The sequence below is a fragment of the Corallococcus exercitus genome (genome assembly GCF_003611585.1).
GTDB classification, from domain to species: domain Bacteria; phylum Myxococcota; class Myxococcia; order Myxococcales; family Myxococcaceae; genus Corallococcus; species Corallococcus exercitus.
This window is the reverse complement of sequence record NZ_RAVW01000003.1, coordinates 33,305-48,554: the sequence shown is the minus strand read 5'-3', so window position 1 is coordinate 48,554 and position 15,250 is coordinate 33,305. Positions and strand designations below refer to the sequence as shown.

Below are 15,250 nucleotides of genomic sequence, written 5' to 3'. Positions count from 1 at the left end.
CGTCAGAAGGCTCCCTTCAGACCGAGCACGGGCAGGATGGGCAGGCCCTTGAAGAACTCGCGCTCTGAATAGTTGTAGTTGTAGGCCACGCCCTCAACCGACTGGTTGTTGTAGGCGTTCGTCAGGTCCAGGTAGACGTCCAGGTTCCACGTGTCGAAGACGATGTTCTTGTCCACGCGGATGTCCAGCTGGTTGAACGACGGCAACCGCTGCGAATTGACCAGCCCGTAGTACGGGATGAACACATCCGTCGTGTCGTCGCGCTTCGCGCCCTGCACCGGCGTCGTCGGGTTGCCGGACGCGAAGCGGAACCGCGCGCCCACCTCCCAGCCCTTCGGCAGCTTGTAGCTGGCGATGGCCGTCAGCACGTGCGTCTGGTCGTTGTCGAACAGGCGCCAGCGCGCCCCCGGCGCGTCCCGGCGCTCGCTGCGGCTGAGCGTGTACGAAATCCAGCCGAACAGCCGGTCCGTCAGCGCGCGGCGCACCAGCAGCTCGAAGCCGTAGATGCGCCCCACGCCGCCGTTCTTCAGGTTCTCCGGCACCGACTCGCCGTTGCGCTCGACGCGCGCGTCCGAGCGCACGATGAGGTCGTCCAGGTCGTTGTAGAAGACCTCCGTCCCCACGAACCACTCCGGCCGCGCCTGCCACTCCGCGCCCACGCTGTACTGGAGCGACCGCTTCGCCCCCAGGTCCGGGTTGCCGAACCCCGGCGACGGCTCATCCTGCACCGGCGGGCTGTGATAGACGCCCGCGCCGCCCTTCAAGGTCAGCGTCTCCGTGAGCGCGTAGCGCACCGCGAGCCGCGGGTTCACCGAGCGCTTCACCTCCTGCTGGTCCGTGAAGACGTAGCTCTCCGTGCGCACGCCCGGCACCACCAGCAGGTCCTTGATGGGCCGCCACCGCACCTCCGCCCAGGCGGACGGGTAGTACTGGGTGAACTTCCCGTCGATGTTGATGAGGTCCTCCGTCACCAGCGGCGACGGCGGCTCGCCCTCGCGCGGCGGCTGCTGGATGCTGGCCGTCACCTTCGCCAGGTTCGTCACCACGTCCAGACCGCCCGCCACCGTCACGCTGTCGTTGAAGGCGTACTCCACCGTGGGCCGCAGGAACAGGTCCGTGGACGCGATGCGCAGCCCGCGCTCGCCAATCTGGAAGTCCAGGATGGTGTTGCCGATGAGCCCGTGCGTGTCGAGCGTCAGCTTGCCCTCGCGGAACTGGTGCCGCAGGCGCAGCTGGTTGAAGCCCGTCGTCACGTCCAGGCTGCCGTTGACGGACGGGTCGCCGTCCGCCGGCTGGTCCAACAGCAGCGCCAGCCGGTCGCGCGACGTCAGGCCCTGAAGCGTGAAGGTGTTGCGGCTGTTCGGCTTCCACACCAGCTTCGCCTGCGCGTCGTAGTAGCGCGGCGCCACCTGGAGGCTGTCGTCGTCGAACGGCACCGCCTTGAGCACCAGGTCGATGTACGAACGCCGGCCGCCAATCGCGAAGCTCAGCGTGTCCGTGATGGGGCCCTCGATCACCGCGTTGGACTCAATGAGGCTGATGCCCACCGTGGCGTGGTAGCGGTCCGTCCGGGGCTCGCGGCTGCGCACGTTGATGACGCCGCCGGTGATGTCGCCGTAGTACGCGGAGAAGTTGCCGGGCAGGTAGTCCACCGCCTCCAGCAGGTCCGAGTTGTACACGGAGGTGAGGCCACCGAAGTGGTACAGGATGGGGATGCGCAGGCCGTCCAGGAAGACGCCGGACTCCTGGGGACTGGTGCCACGGATGACCAGCGCGCCGCCGTTGAACGCGGGCCGCGCCACGCCCGGCAGGTTCTGCACCACCTTGAGCGTGTCACCCTGCGTGCCCGGGATGCGCTGCACCTCCGCCACCGTGATGGTGGTGCGCGTCACCTCCTTGCGCTCGCGGTCGCTGCGCACCACCGTCTCGTACTGGCTGAAGATGCGCTTCTGCACGTAGTACGTGGCCTGCGTGAGCTTGCCCTCTTCGATGGTCTCCTGCGTCTTGAAGCGGTCGTAGTTGCCCAGCACGACGACCACCGGGTGCGTGCCCACGGGGACGCCCCGGAAGGAGAAGCGTCCCTCGTTGTCCGTGACGGCGGAGCGGTCCAGCTCCCTGAGCACCACCTCCGCGCCCACCAGCGGCTTGCGCGTGCCGCGCTCCAGCGCCTGGCCGCTGAAGTTCACCGGGCCCTGCGGCTCCTGCACACCGCCGTCCGCGGACGGGGCCTCTGGCGGCGCTTCCGGCGCGCGGAAGACGAACTGGTAGGCGTACTGGATGCGCACCGGCGCGGGGACGTTGTCCACCTCCGCGGGCTCGAACTGGAACTGCTTCACCGCCTCCACCGCGGCCTCGTCGAAGCCGTGGCCCGCGGGTTGGGTGATTTCGACATTCGTGACGGCGCCCGTCTCCGAGATGTCGATGAACATCACCACCGTGCCCTCGAGCTGCTGGGCGGCGGCGTCCGGCGGGTAGGCGGCTTCGACCTGGCGCAGGAGGGCGGGCGGCTTCGTCAGCACGCCCGTGGGAGCGCCGGCATCACCAGCGAGGGTTCCTGCGTCCGGAGCCTGTGCCACGGCCCCGGTCGCAAGCAATACACAGATGACGCAGAAGAGCGTTCTCATGAAGGGTGCGCGGGTCTCCCGCGCCCCCTCCTAACGCCCCCCGAGGCTCGGGGCGAGCACGATTTCAATGCGCCGGTTCTGGCTCTTGTGCTCCGGCGAGTCGTTGGGCACGAGCGGCTGGTACTGCCCGTAGCCCGCCGCGGACAGCATCGTCGGGTCCACGCCCGAGTCCTGGAGCGACCGCACCACCGCCATCGCGCGCGCCAGGCTCAGCTCCCAGTTGGTGGGGAACTGTCCGCCGCCGGTGGGCACGTCGTCCGTGTGGCCCTCCACGCGCACGATGCGGCCCTGCACCGTCTTGAGCGCGTCGGCGATCTTCACGAGCGCCTCCTGACCTTCCTTGCCCACACGCGCGGAGCCGGACGCGAAGAGGATCTTGTCCTTGAGCTGCACCGTCATCCGGCCCTTCATCTCCGACAGCTCGATCTTGCCGTCGGAGATCTCCTGCTTGAGGGACTGGGCCAGGTTCTCGTACTCGGAGCTCTTCTTCTCCAGCTCCTCCTTCGCCTGCGCGAGCTTCTTGGCGTTGCGCCCCAGCTCGTCGTTGAGCGCGGCCAGCTGCGCGTTCTTCTCCTCCAGGGCGCGGCGCTCGGCCGCGGCGCTGGTGAGGCGGTTCTCGGAGGCGTCCAGGCGCGTCTGCAGCGCGGTCTTCTCCTGCTCCAGCGCGGCCTGCTTCTCCTCCAGTTCCTTGATCTTCGCCTCGGCCGCCGTGCGGGCCGCCTTCTCATCCGTGAGGTTCTTCGTCAGCCCCTCGGCCTCCAGGGCCTTCTCGTTGAACTTCCCCTGCGAGACGCAGCCCGTGGAGAGGGCGACGAGGGCAGCCAGAACCAGACGTGTCCGCATAGGTGCGATTCCTCCTGACAAGGATGTTGGTGGGTCTGAGACTACCGCTCTCAGGCCCGCCGCCTAGGAGAAACGCGCACCTAATTTGAGGCCAAACTTCCCCGCTGGACGAGCGGCCTACTTGGGGAAGATGGGGTGGGTGTCCAGCCAGGAGCTGAAGAGGGCGTCCGCGAAGGGCTTGCCCGGGATGTGGACGCCGCCGGACGCGCCGCCGGAGACGTGGAGGCCGGAGCCGGGCAGGTAGGTGAGGACCAGGTCGTCGCCCTTGCGTACGTCATGGAGGGACGACAGGAGCTTCTCCAGGGACTGGCTGAGGGCGTCCTCGCGCATGGCCGGGTTCTGGCGCAGGCCTTCGCGGAAGCTGCCCACGAGCTGGTCCTTGGTGATGGTGCGCAGGAAGCGGAAGTGCAGGCGTTTCAGGCTGTTGGACGCCACGGCCTCCTTGAAGCAGGAGGGCTCCTCCTCCATGTAGAGGCTCCAGACGTAGATGTTGAAGAAGAGCTTCTTCTTCAGCTCCATGTGGGTGAGCGCGAGTGTGCGCCCCTCCACCTGGAGGGAATCCGGCATGTTGACCCCGCCCGCCTGTCCCGCATGGGCGGCAGCGCCCACGAGCAGGAGCATCCCCAGCGCGAACCCTCGCGCCCCCTTCTTCCACGCCGTCCCCATCATCGCCTTCCCCTTCACCCCTGAGTCGGTGATCGCAACGGTGCGCATGCTCTTGAAAACCGCCACCGGCCACGATCATTGGTTTGTGCACCATTGGACGGCAACCGGAGGCCCAAGGCAAGGCTGTTGGGGGTTCAAGTGACTCCCCGGTTGGCCAGCATCCGGGACGGACGCCGCGCGGCGTCAGGAAAGCCGGGAGATGGGCTTAGTCCGGAAGCGCGCTCCCGGCCAGGGCAGAATGGACGGATGGACCTGACACGTGGGTTTCGGGGGCTTCTGGCGTGGGGCCTGGTGATGCTGACGGGCTGCGCGGCGGCGAACTACGAGGGAGTGGGCCGGCGCTGTCCGTCATGCACCGTGGAGCCCATGCCCGCGTCCCTGCCTCCGGGGACCTTCGTCGAGTACCGCGTTGACACATTACTCCTGAAGAATCTTCGTGTGACGTTCACGGTCCTCCGGGAAACGACGTCCGAGCGCTGGGTCGAGGCGCGGATGCGGCGCAGAGCCCGGCTCGAGAAGCGGTGGAAAGCACTCTACGAGCGACCGCTGGTCTTCGTCATGAAGCGGCAGCCCCTGAGCGGTGAAATGCAGAACCATCCCATCGACACTCGCGTTTCCACCGACGAACCTCGTCCCCGGGATGCCGGATGGAACTACCGCGCGCGGACATCATCGCCCATGAAACTGGAGGTCAACGGCAAGACCTTCGAATGCCAGGAGTATGCCTATTACATCCGGCCCGGCGATGAAGCGCGGGGATGTGTCCAGGCAAAGGATCCCCGCATCCTGTTCGCGGGTGGAGCGTTCTTCCTGGAAGAGCACTTCATGGCCAAGGAGGAGCCTTCCTTGCGGATCAAGCTCCTGAACATGGGCCAGCGGCCCGTTCAACCCGCGAATGGAATCATCGCACTCCGGTCCACCCAATCCGCGGTTTACGAGCAGGCAGACGGGGCGCGCGTCACCCATCGATGGACGACAGGCGATTCGCGCGTGCGCCATGTCCATCAAGTCGAGTCACATCTCGCGCCCCCTTTGTCTCGCTATTACGAATGGGAGGGGACCCTGCTGGAAGTCATGATCGCGCTGGCGGAAGAGAGTGAGAGCCCTTATTCCCCCCAGCCTGATTCCGACGCGCGCGAGGACCTCCAGGCCGGCAACACCCTTGTCCGGGTCTTTCAACGCAGCCTTCACGGCCAGGATGGTGGAGATACGTCTTTCGAGCTCACCAGCACCTACGCGGAGGACCCCTGGCAACTGGAGGATGCTCCCATCTGGATCCGGCATCGGCCCTTGGAAGAACAGGGGACGTATGGCGGCGCCCCCGTGCATTACTGGCTGAAGGATTGGAAGTAGCCGTCACCGCCGCTGGATCGTTCCACGCCCATCCAGCTCACCGAGTTCCGTCCATCGCCCGGAACAGCACCTGGAATGCCACGTCTTCACGCGCTCGCGACATCAGCCGGCAGACGTGCCTCGCTGGAGGATGTGGTCGAGTTCGACGGAGACGCCTTGGATGGAACTCGCATTCTAAACCGCCTCGGGTAGTCCGCTAAACACTGAGGCGAGCGTGCCTGAACAAGGAGCGAAGAACCTGCGGACGGCTTTGCAGCTTGCGGAACTCGCTCCTTGTCAGGTGACGAAGCTCGGCGACATCGCGAGGGAGGGCGTTTAGGAGCCTTCCCTTCACCCAGCTGTTGCAGCCCTCTTCGGGATTCAATTCCGGCGCATAGGAGGGTAGCCACTCCACCTGGAAGTCGTCGGGATGGAGTGAGAGCCAGTCCTTCACCTGCCTTGCTCGGTGTGCCGCCAGGTGGTCCCAGATGATGAGCAGCGGGTGCCCTACACGCTTGCGGAAGTAGCGCAGCGCGAAGAGGACCTGCTGAGCATGAATGGCCCCCTCGAAATGGCGCGCCAGGACTTGGGGCTGTCGCCACTGTGTCGGCGCCACCAGCAAGACGATACTCGACACCTCACGTCGTCTACTCAGGCGGTGGAGCGTGGGCGCAGTGCCGATGGGCGCCCATGTGGTGCCGAGGCGGGCTCGAAACGTGCTGCCCGTCTCGTCCAGGAAGGCAATCGTCCTGCCGCTTCTTCGAGCCCCTTTTTGATGCGTGGCCAATCCCGCTTCAGCCAGGCTTCGATGAGGGCCTCATCTCGCTCTCGGGCTTGGGCGCGAGGCCGATGGGCCGAAAAGCCCAGGCGGTGCAGGGGCTCGCTGAGGGACGCTGGGTGGTACCCGATGCCCCATCGGCGCTGGATGAATTGGGCGACCCTTGGAAGAGTCCAGCGCTCGGTGGGAAAACCGGCCTTGAGTGCACCGGCTTCCAACGCTCGCGCCAACTGCCTCCATTGCGCCGGCTTCAGGTACGAGGGCCGCCCTTTGTGGGGCTTGCGCCAGAGGGCCTGCAGGCCCTCTTCGCGCAGCCTCTTGCTCCACTGGGAAACGGCCCCACGCGTCACCCCCAACTCGTCGGCGACATCCACTGGACACCAGCCCGACTCCAGAAGCGAGGCGGCCAAGAGCCGCCGCGCTTCCAGTTGCCCGGGCGTCAGCCTGAACGGATGCTGAGCCCCCATCGTCTCCCCCTCTCCACCCATTCAACTGCGCTGGTGTTTAGGGGACATCCCGAGGAGGTTTAGACGGTCGTCTTCATGGATGAGGTGCGAGCCACCGTCACGGTGCGGGCCACGATGTAGCCGCTCATCCCCACGGACGGCTCACACTCATACAGCACCAACTCACCCGCCAGGATCTTCTGCGTCCAGAAGGCATCCAGCTTCCATTCTTCGCAGCAGTCGGCGACTCCGTCCGTCCCGGCCCGCCATTCCCGGAGGGCGAACAGCACGTTCTGCGTTCCGAGCCCTGAAAGGGACCACTCCTCCGCGCCTTGGAAGTCCAACCGGACGGCCTCGCCCGTGTGCAGGACCAGGTCCAGCTGCAGGAGCTGCTTCTCCAGGTCCATCCGCACGCCCATGACCTCGGCGTCGTGGAGCGGTACGTTCAAGAATGACATGGCTGCATCCTGCTACACCGCCGCGGCGCTGAGCAGCTGCCCCATGTCCACGGGCTTGCGCAGGTAGGCCCGCGCCGCGAGGAGGTCCTTGCGGGTGTCGAGCTGCGGATCCGCGCTCATCACCACCACCGGGATGTGCTGGAAGCGCGGGTCGGCCCGCTGCTCCGCGCGGAACTGGAAGCCGTCCTTCACCGGCATCATCAGGTCCAGCAGGATGACGTCCGGGAGCGGCCGCAGGCCTTCCAGCATCGCCAGGCCCTGGGCGCCGTTCTCCGCGCAGTGCACCGTGTGGCCTTCGTCCTCCAGCAGTTCGCGGACGGCCTCGCGGATGTAGAAGTCGTCCTCCACCACCAGGATGCTCCGGGCCATCACAGCACTCCCGAGAACGTCAGGACGCCGGGAGCCTGCGCGTGCGCGGCGCTCCGGGGCAGCAACACCACGAAGCACGCGCCTCCGTCTGGCGGCCCCTCCACGGAAATCCTGCCACCATGCGCCGCGATGATCTGCTTGGAGATGAAGAGGCCCAATCCCAGCCCCCCCGCGTGGCGCGAAGCGATGCCCCGTTCGAACCGGTCGAAGATGCTGTCCCGCTGTGACTCCGGAACCCCGGGGCCGTGGTCGCGCACCTCCAGGCGCACCAGGTCACCCCGCGACTCCAACCGCACCGCCAGCGGCCCTCCCGGCGCGTACCGCATGGCGTTGGTGATGAGGTTCGTCAACACCTGCTCCAGCCGGCGCAGGTCCGCGGCCCACACCAGCTTCGGCGGAGCCTCCAGCGTCGCCGGACACCCCGTCTGTGCAAGCTGCCCGGACAGCCGCTCCAACACGTCCGACGCGAGCTGCGTCAGGTCCACCTCCTGCACGGCGAGCTCGAACGAGCCCGTCCGGATGCGGGCCACGTCCAGCAGGTCCTCCACCAGACGCGTCAGCCGGTCCACCTGGACCAGGGACACCTTCAGCGCCCGCGCCATCCGCTCCGGGTTGGGCGTCCGTCCCTCCACGGGCTTCACGTTCCGCTCCGCCATCTGCAATTGCAGCAGCAGGGACGTGATGGGTGTCTTCAATTCATGCGAGGCGATGGAGAGGAATTCGTCGCGCGCGCCGAGCAGCGCCTCCAACCCCCGTTGGTGCTGCTTCAGCTGCTCCGCGTGCGCGTCCTGTTCCGCCGACCGCAGCCGCATGGCCGCCATGGTGAGCTGCGTCCGTACGCGGGCCAGCAGTTCCTTCGCCCCGAACGGCTTCGTCAGGTAGTCGTCCGCGCCCAGCTCCAGCCCGCTCGACGTGGCCTCTTCACCCGCGCGCGCGGACAGCAGGATGACCGGCAGCGTGCGCAGCGCTTCGTCCGCGCGCAGCTGCTTCACCAATTGGATGCCGTCCATCACCGGCATCATCACGTCCGACAGCACCAGGTCCGGCCGCGACTCCCGCGCCGAGCGGAGCGCCTCCGCTCCGTTCGCCACCGCCGTCACGTCGTAGCGTTGCGACAGGAGGCGGCGCACGTAGTCGCGCATGTCCGCGTTGTCGTCCGCGAGCAGGATGCGCGGCCGCGGTCCGGTCTCCAGCACCGGTGCCGCGGTATCCGGCGGCGCGGCCGGCACGGGCAGCGCCTCCTCCGAGGGCTCCACCGACCAGCGCAGCGCCTCCTCCACGAACGCCTCGACCCGGATGGGATTGGCGGGAGGCCGCTCTGCCTCCGGCGCCGGCAACCCCATGGAGAAGGCGCGCCCGAACGGCACGCGGACGGTGAACGTGGCCCCCTGCCCCTCCACGCTCTCCACCTCCACCGAGCCGCCGTGGAGCTTCGCCAGGTCGTGCACGAGCGCGAGCCCGATGCCACTGCCCTCGTGCGTGCGCCCCCGGGCCTCCGTCACCCGGTGGAAGCGCTGGAACACCTTGCCCAGCTCCGGCTCCGGAATGCCGATGCCCGTGTCCCGCACCGACAGCCGCGCGAAGCGTTCCTCCCGCTTCAGTTCGACGCGGATCTCCCCGGCGTGCGTGAACTTGAACGCGTTCGACACGAGGTTGAGGACGATCTTCTCCCACATCTCCCGGTCCACGAAGACCGGCTCCTCCAGCGGCACCGCGTCCACCACCAGCCGCATGCCCGCGCGCTCGATGGCGGAGCGGAACGCGCTCGCCACGTCGCGGGTGAGGGCGGACAGGTCGGTGGGCTCGACGTGGGCCTGGGCGCGCCCTGCCTCGATGCGGGAGAAGTCGAGCAGCGCGTTCACCAGCTTGAGCAGCCGCAAGGCGTTGCGGTGCACGACCCGCAGCTCTCCGTGCGCCGCCTCCGGCAACGCCCCCCGCAGCCCCGCCAGCAGGTCCTCCACGGGCCCGAGCATCAGCGTCAGCGGGGTGCGGAACTCGTGGCTCACGTTGCTGAAGAAGGCCGTCTTCGCCTGATCAATCTCCGCGAGCGCCTCCGCCCTGCGCCGCTCCGCTTCGTAGGCCCGCGCGTTCCCGAGCGCCGCGCTCACCGCGCCGCTCAGCATCTCCACGAAGGCGCGGTAGGGGCCTTCGAGCGGAAGCCGCTGGCTCACCCCGATGACCAGGTACCCGAGCGGCGCGTCCACGCCCGCCACGCGCACCGGCAGCACGAACGACGACTTCAGGGGCTCCGGGTACGGCCCCGCGACGACCGGTCCGAACCGGGCCTCCAGGTCCGTGACCTGCTCCACCCGCCCGCTCTTCGCCGCGCGCGCCAGCGGCCACGTCCCATCCGCCCCGGTGTCCTTGAGGGGGATGACGTCCGGCGTGAACGGCGCACCCGTGGGCACCCCGCATTGGCCCTGGAGCCGGGCCTCGGTGCCGTCGGGAGAGGTCACGTAGAGCAGCGCGAAGGGCAGGTCGAAGGCGTACTCGCCCAGCGTCGCGAGGAGCAGCCCACACGCTTCGTCGAACACCAGCGCCTGCCCCGCGCTGTCAGCGATGTCCCGCAGGGCCCGCGTCCGCCGCTCGGCGAGCATCGTGGCCGTCGTCTCCGTCACCGGGTGGAAGAGGCCCACCACCTTGCCGGACTCGTCGCGGATGGGGCTCAGCGAGAAGGTGAAGAACGTCTCCTCCGGGTAGCCGTTGCGCTCGAGGAACATCCGCTGGTTCTCGAGGTAGGAGGTCTCTCCGGCGAGCGCGCGCTCGAACGGCTCGCCGATGGCCGGCCAGGCGGAGGCCCAGGTGACCCGGTAGCTCTCCCCCATCGCGCGCGGGTGCACCGCGCCGCACACCACGCGGTAGCCCGCGTTGTAGATCTGGTTATGGCCCTCGCCCCAGATGATGTTGATGGGGAAGTTCGACGCGAGGCAGAGGCTCACCGTCGTGCGCAGGCTCTGGGGCCACGACTCGATAGGGCCCAGGGGGGAGCGCGACCAGTCAAGCGACGCAATGAGGGCCGCCATCTCGCCCCCGCCAGCCAACCATTCGAGCCTTCCGGGGGGCGACGCCATCGTGAGGAGATAAGTACCCCGGTACGAGCCATCAAGGCGAACGACCGATTCACGGGCATTTGGACCGTCTGTCACCTGACGGTCCCACATACCGCGAGGCGCCAGCGTAGGCTTCCTCCATGAGCACGTCCGCCCCGCCCCAGGTCCACTTCCGCACCTGCAATCTCTGTGAGGCCATGTGCGGCGTGCGCATTGAAGTGGCGGACGGGCACATCACGTCCATCAAGGGGGACGCGGAGGACCCCTTCAGCCGGGGCCACATCTGTCCCAAGGCCGTGGCGCTGCGTGACCTGCACGAGGACCCGGACCGGCTGCGCCATCCCCTGAAGCGCACCGCTTCCGGCTGGGAGCGCGTGTCCTGGGAGGACGCGTTCCGCGACATCAGCCAGCGGCTCCATGACCTCCAGAAGGAGCACGGGCCGAACAGCGTGGGCGCGTACCTGGGCAACCCCAACGTCCACAACCTGGGCGCGATGATGTTCGGGCCCGGGCTGCTTCGCGCGCTGCGCTCGCGCAACCGCTTCTCCGCCACCTCCGTCGACCAGCTCCCCCACCAGCTCGCGGCCCACCTCATGTTCGGCCACCAGTTGCTGGTGCCCATCCCGGACATCGACCGCACGCGGTACATGCTCGTCCTGGGCGCGAACCCGCTCGCGTCCAATGGCAGCCTGATGACGACACCGGACGTGCGGGCCCGGCTGCGCGCCATCCAGGAGCGCGGTGGCAAGGTCGTCGTCATCGACCCGCGCCGCACGGAGACGGCGGGCATCGCGGACCAGCACGTCTTCATCCGGCCCGGCACCGACGCGCTCGCGCTGTTCTCCCTGCTGCACGTCGTCCTGGAGGGAGACGCGCACCGCATGGGACGGCTCGCGGCGTTCGTGGACGGGTTGGACACCGTGGTGCCGCTCGTCCGCGACTTCCCTCCGGAGCGCACGGCCCCGCACACGGGCATCGCGCCGGGCGTGCTTCGTGGGATTGCACGGGACTTCCTCGCCGCGGACGGGGCCGTCTGCTACGGGCGCGTCGGGGTGTCCACGCAGCCGTTCGGCTCGCTGTGCCAATGGCTCATCAACGTCCTCAACATCGTCACCGGCAACCTGGACCGGGAGGGCGGCGCCCTCTTCACCCTGCCCGCCTTCGACCTCATTGGCGGGCCCCGCGCGTTCGGCGTCGGCCCTGGCAGCCATGGCCGCTGGAAGAGCCGGGTCCGCGGTCTGCCGGAGTCCTCCGGGGAGCTGCCTGTCGCGGCGCTCGCGGAGGAGATCCTCACGCCGGGCGAGGGCCGCATCCGCGCGCTCATCACCCTGGCCGGCAACCCCGTGCTGTCCACGCCCAATGGCACACAGCTGGACACCGCGCTGGGCCAGCTCGACTTCATGGTGAGCGTGGATCCGTACGTCAACGAGACCACCCGGCACGCGCACTACATCCTGCCGCCCGCGTCGCTGCTGGAGCGCGGGCACTATGACCTCGTCTTCCACGTGCTCGCCGTGCGCAATACGGCGAAGTATTCGCCGCCGGTGTTCCCCGCGGGACCGGACTCGCGTCAGGACTGGGAGATCCTCCTGGAGCTCCAGCACCGGCTGGAGACCCTGCGCAAGGGGCGGAGCGTCCGCGCGATGCTCCAGCATCAGGCCCTCAAGCGCATGGGGCCCGAGCGCATCCTCGACCTGGGCCTTCGCATGGGGCCCTATGGCTCGCGCTTCCATCCGCTCAAGAAGCACGGCCTGTCGCTCGCGAAGCTTCGCGCCGCGCCGCATGGCATTGACCTGGGGCCGTTGAAGCCCAGCCTGCCCGGCCGGCTGCGCAACCGCTCCAAGCGCATCCAGCTGGCGCCGGAGCTGCTCGTCGCGGACGTGGCCCGGCTGCGCGCCGCGTTCCCGGACGACGCGGCGCCCCGCGAGGGTGAGCTGCTGCTCATCGGCCGGCGGCACCTGCGCGACAACAACTCCTGGATGCACAACGTGCCGGGGCTGGTGAAGGGCCGCCCGCGCTGCACGCTGATGATCCACCCTGACGACGCCTCCCGCCTGGGCCTCGCCGAGGGCGCCAATGCCACCATCCGCTCGCGCGTGGGCGAGGTCACCGTGCCCGTCGCCGTCACCGCCGACGTGATGCCCGGCGTCGTCAGCCTGCCGCATGGCTACGGCCACCAGCGTCCGGGCATCCGCCAGCAGGTCGCCAGCGCGCACGCGGGCGCCAGCATCAACGACCTCACGGATGATCAGGCGCTGGACGTCGTCAGCGGCAACGCGGCGTTCAGCGGAACGCCGGTCCAGGTGCGCCCGGCCTGAGCTTCCTTCAGCGGTACACCGGCGCGGGCAGCACGGGCGGCACCACCGGGGCGGCGGCCGTCACCTTCGCCTTGGCACGCCACACCAGCGGCGTGAGGGCTCCCACCAGCACGAACACCGCCTGCACCGTGTGCGCGAGCAGCGCGATGGACATGGCCTTCGCGGCCGTGGTCCCCATCACTCCCGCCGCCAGCGAGAACATCCCGTCCGTCACGCCCACCTGGCCGGGCACCAGCGAGCCCATCGCCAGCGCCACCAGGTAGAGCCCCTGCGTGAACAGCGCCTGCACCACCGTCGCGTCGATGCCCACCGCGTGCGCCAGCACCGCGTACTGCATCACCTGCAACACACGGCTGCCCAGGAACGCCAGCATCGGCCGCCACGGACACAGTCCTCCGGCGCATACCGACGCCTGGAACGCCTCCGCGTGCGTGCCCCACTTCCCGCACCGCCCGCGCATCCACGCGCCCAGCCGCTTCGCCCGGAGCGCCGCGCGCACGCCCAACGACGCGAGCAGCAACACGAAGCCGTGCACCAGCATCGCCACCGTGAACGCGCTCCAGCCCGTCATCGCGTAGGCCGCCAGCGCGCACGGGAAGGAGATGAGCCCTCCAGCCCCCAGCGACGCCGACTGCGACGTGGCCGCCGCAGCAGCAGCCGCCGCGCCTCCGGTGTAGGGCGTCAGCATCGTCGCCTTCGTCGCCTCAGCCGCCGTCCGGCCCGCGGGCGCCATGCTCGACACCGCGGTGCCAATCAGCTGCGCTCGCACCAACACCGACAGGGGCACCTGCCCCGAGCGGGCGCCATAGGACAGGCGCGTCGCCGTGGCGTCGCAGGCCTGCCGTCCCATTTCGAGGAACACCACCCAGGGGAGCAGCGGCAGCGCGTCCACGAGCGTGGTCTTCAGCTCACCGGCGCCGGCCTTGTGCACCAGGGTGGCCAGCATGCCCAGGCCCCCCATCGCGAACACGGGTTTGAGCACCGTCAGCAGCCGGCGTCTCCAGACGCACGGTGCGGCGGAACGCCCCTCCCCGACGACGGCCCCCGGCCCGGCCAGGGCCACTTCGCGGTGCACGTTGCTCACACTCGCCCTCCTCGCCCGTCCCCACCCACCCCACCGAGGGGCCCATTTCAGAACCTGTGCAGCCCCCATCTTCATGGCGAGGCCCGATCGTCGACGGTCGTTAGCCTCCTTCCTCTCGCGTCAGCAGGTGGACAGAGCGCCGCGCTCTCGGGGTGGGAAGGCAGGCCGGGTGGATCCATCCACTCGCGGATGCACACCGTGCGTGCAGCGACAGCGCACGCTCGGCAGCAGCGCCGAAGGCGGTTAGGGTGGCGCCGCCTTCACAGCGCGGGAGCAATGCCATGAAAGCAGTGCGCTTCTCGGCCTTCGGGCCGCCCTCCGACGTCGTCCAGGTGGTGGAGGAGCCGCCTGTGCCGCTGAAGCCCGGCGAGGCGCGGCTGGCCGTGCTCGCCACGCCCATCAACCCCTCGGACCTGCTCACCCTCTCCGGCGAGTACGGCGTGCTGCCCAAGCTGCCCGCCACGCCCGGCAACGAGGGCGTGGGCCGCGTGGTGGAGGTGGCCGGCTCCGACGCGGTAGCCGTGGGCGACCTCGTGTTCCTGCCGCTGGGCGCGGGCACCTGGCGCACGCACCTCACCGCGCCCGCCGCGCAGCTGTTGCCCGTGCCGCCGGGCCTGGACCTGCTCCAGGCGAGCATGCTGCTCATCAACCCGCCCACCGCCTACCTGATGCTGCGCCAGTTCGTGACGCTCCAGCCCGGCGAGTGGGTGGTGCAGAACGCCGCCAACTCCGCGGTGGGCCGCTACCTCATCACGCTGGCGCAGGTGATGGGCCTGAAGACCATCAACGTCGTGCGCCGCCAGGAGCTGGCCGACCAGCTCAAGGCCCAGGGCGCGGACGTGGTGCTGCTGGACACGGACGAGCTGCCCAAGCAGGTGCGCGCGGCCACGGGCGGCGCGAAGGTGCGGCTGGGCATCGACGCGGTAGGCGGCGACTCCTCCCGCAGGGTGGGCGACTGTCTGACGACGGGCAGCGTGCTGGTGAACTACGGCGCCATGAGCGGCAAGGGGCCCCAGCTGTCCGCGGCGGCCTCCATCTTCAAGGACGTCACCCTGCGCGGCTTCTGGCTGACGCGCTGGCTGCGCGATGCCCCGCGCGAGGAGCAGAACGCCACGCTCGCGCGGCTGGCGGAGCTGATGGCGGTGGGCACGCTGCAGGCGCCCGTGGACGGCACCTATCCGCTGGAGCGCATCCAGGACGCGGTGAAGCGCGCGCTGGAGCCGGGCCGCAACGGGAAGATCCTGCTCACCCCCAACCCCGCGGCGTGAAGCACCCGCCGCTC

At 69.0% G+C, this 15,250-nt stretch carries 11 protein-coding genes and 1 pseudogene; 3 read left to right on the top strand and 9 right to left on the bottom strand.

Annotated elements, in window-relative coordinates; all coding sequences use genetic code 11:
- Window positions 1–2: 2 nt before the first annotated feature.
- From D7W79_RS00760 to D7W79_RS00750, 3 genes are all read right to left on the bottom strand, one after another.
- Entirely contained in the window at window positions 3–2,624 is a 2,622-nt protein-coding gene (locus D7W79_RS00760; protein ID WP_120523391.1) for a TonB-dependent receptor domain-containing protein, read from the bottom strand.
- A 30-nt stretch (window positions 2,625–2,654) separates the two neighbouring features.
- Window positions 2,655–3,467 carry an OmpA/MotB family protein gene (locus D7W79_RS00755; RefSeq protein WP_120523390.1) on the bottom strand — a complete coding sequence of 271 codons (813 nt, stop codon included), beginning with the start codon at window positions 3,465–3,467 and terminating at the stop codon, window positions 2,655–2,657.
- Between the two features lie 117 nt (window positions 3,468–3,584).
- A complete protein-coding gene (locus D7W79_RS00750; RefSeq protein ID WP_244221533.1) occupies window positions 3,585–4,181 on the bottom strand; it encodes a chalcone isomerase family protein in 597 nt (198 codons plus the stop codon).
- Window positions 4,182–4,499: 318 nt separating this feature from the next.
- Between D7W79_RS00750 and D7W79_RS00745 the strand changes: the two genes are divergently transcribed.
- A complete protein-coding gene (locus D7W79_RS00745; protein WP_147441748.1) occupies window positions 4,500–5,486 on the top strand; it encodes a hypothetical protein in 987 nt (328 codons plus the stop codon).
- Between the two features lie 196 nt (window positions 5,487–5,682).
- Here D7W79_RS00745 and D7W79_RS44705 read toward each other — a convergent pair whose 3' ends face one another.
- From D7W79_RS44705 to D7W79_RS00720, 5 genes and pseudogenes are all read right to left on the bottom strand, one after another.
- On the bottom strand, window positions 5,683–6,252 hold the full coding sequence (locus D7W79_RS44705; protein ID WP_120523387.1) for a transposase: 570 nt from the start codon (window positions 6,250–6,252) through the stop codon (window positions 5,683–5,685).
- Between the two features lie 14 nt (window positions 6,253–6,266).
- Window positions 6,267–6,710, bottom strand: a pseudogene (locus D7W79_RS44700) (winged helix-turn-helix domain-containing protein); the annotation flags it as partial.
- Between the two features lie 59 nt (window positions 6,711–6,769).
- A complete protein-coding gene (locus tag D7W79_RS00730; RefSeq protein ID WP_120523385.1) occupies window positions 6,770–7,147 on the bottom strand; it encodes a hypothetical protein in 378 nt (125 codons plus the stop codon).
- Window positions 7,148–7,159: 12 nt separating this feature from the next.
- Entirely contained in the window at window positions 7,160–7,516 is a 357-nt protein-coding gene (locus D7W79_RS00725) for a response regulator (protein ID WP_120523384.1), read from the bottom strand.
- Window positions 7,516–10,539 carry an ATP-binding response regulator gene (locus tag D7W79_RS00720; protein WP_158616849.1) on the bottom strand — a complete coding sequence of 1,008 codons (3,024 nt, stop codon included), beginning with the start codon at window positions 10,537–10,539 and terminating at the stop codon, window positions 7,516–7,518. The genes D7W79_RS00725 and D7W79_RS00720 overlap by 1 nt, the downstream gene beginning before the upstream one ends.
- 167 nt (window positions 10,540–10,706) lie before the next feature.
- Here D7W79_RS00720 and D7W79_RS00715 point away from each other — a divergent pair, with 167 nt between their 5' ends.
- Complete coding sequence (locus D7W79_RS00715; protein ID WP_120523382.1) at window positions 10,707–12,884, top strand: molybdopterin oxidoreductase family protein; 2,178 nt, start codon at window positions 10,707–10,709, stop codon at window positions 12,882–12,884.
- A 7-nt stretch (window positions 12,885–12,891) separates the two neighbouring features.
- Here the strand turns inward: D7W79_RS00715 and D7W79_RS00710 are convergent, their stop codons facing one another.
- Entirely contained in the window at window positions 12,892–13,968 is a 1,077-nt protein-coding gene (locus tag D7W79_RS00710; RefSeq protein ID WP_208729604.1) for a lysylphosphatidylglycerol synthase domain-containing protein, read from the bottom strand.
- Between the two features lie 281 nt (window positions 13,969–14,249).
- On the opposite strand from D7W79_RS00710, the gene D7W79_RS00705 reads away from it, so the two are divergent.
- Window positions 14,250–15,236, top strand: coding sequence for a zinc-dependent alcohol dehydrogenase family protein (locus D7W79_RS00705; protein WP_120523381.1), 987 nt, complete (start codon window positions 14,250–14,252; stop codon window positions 15,234–15,236).
- Window positions 15,237–15,250: the final 14 nt, after the last annotated feature.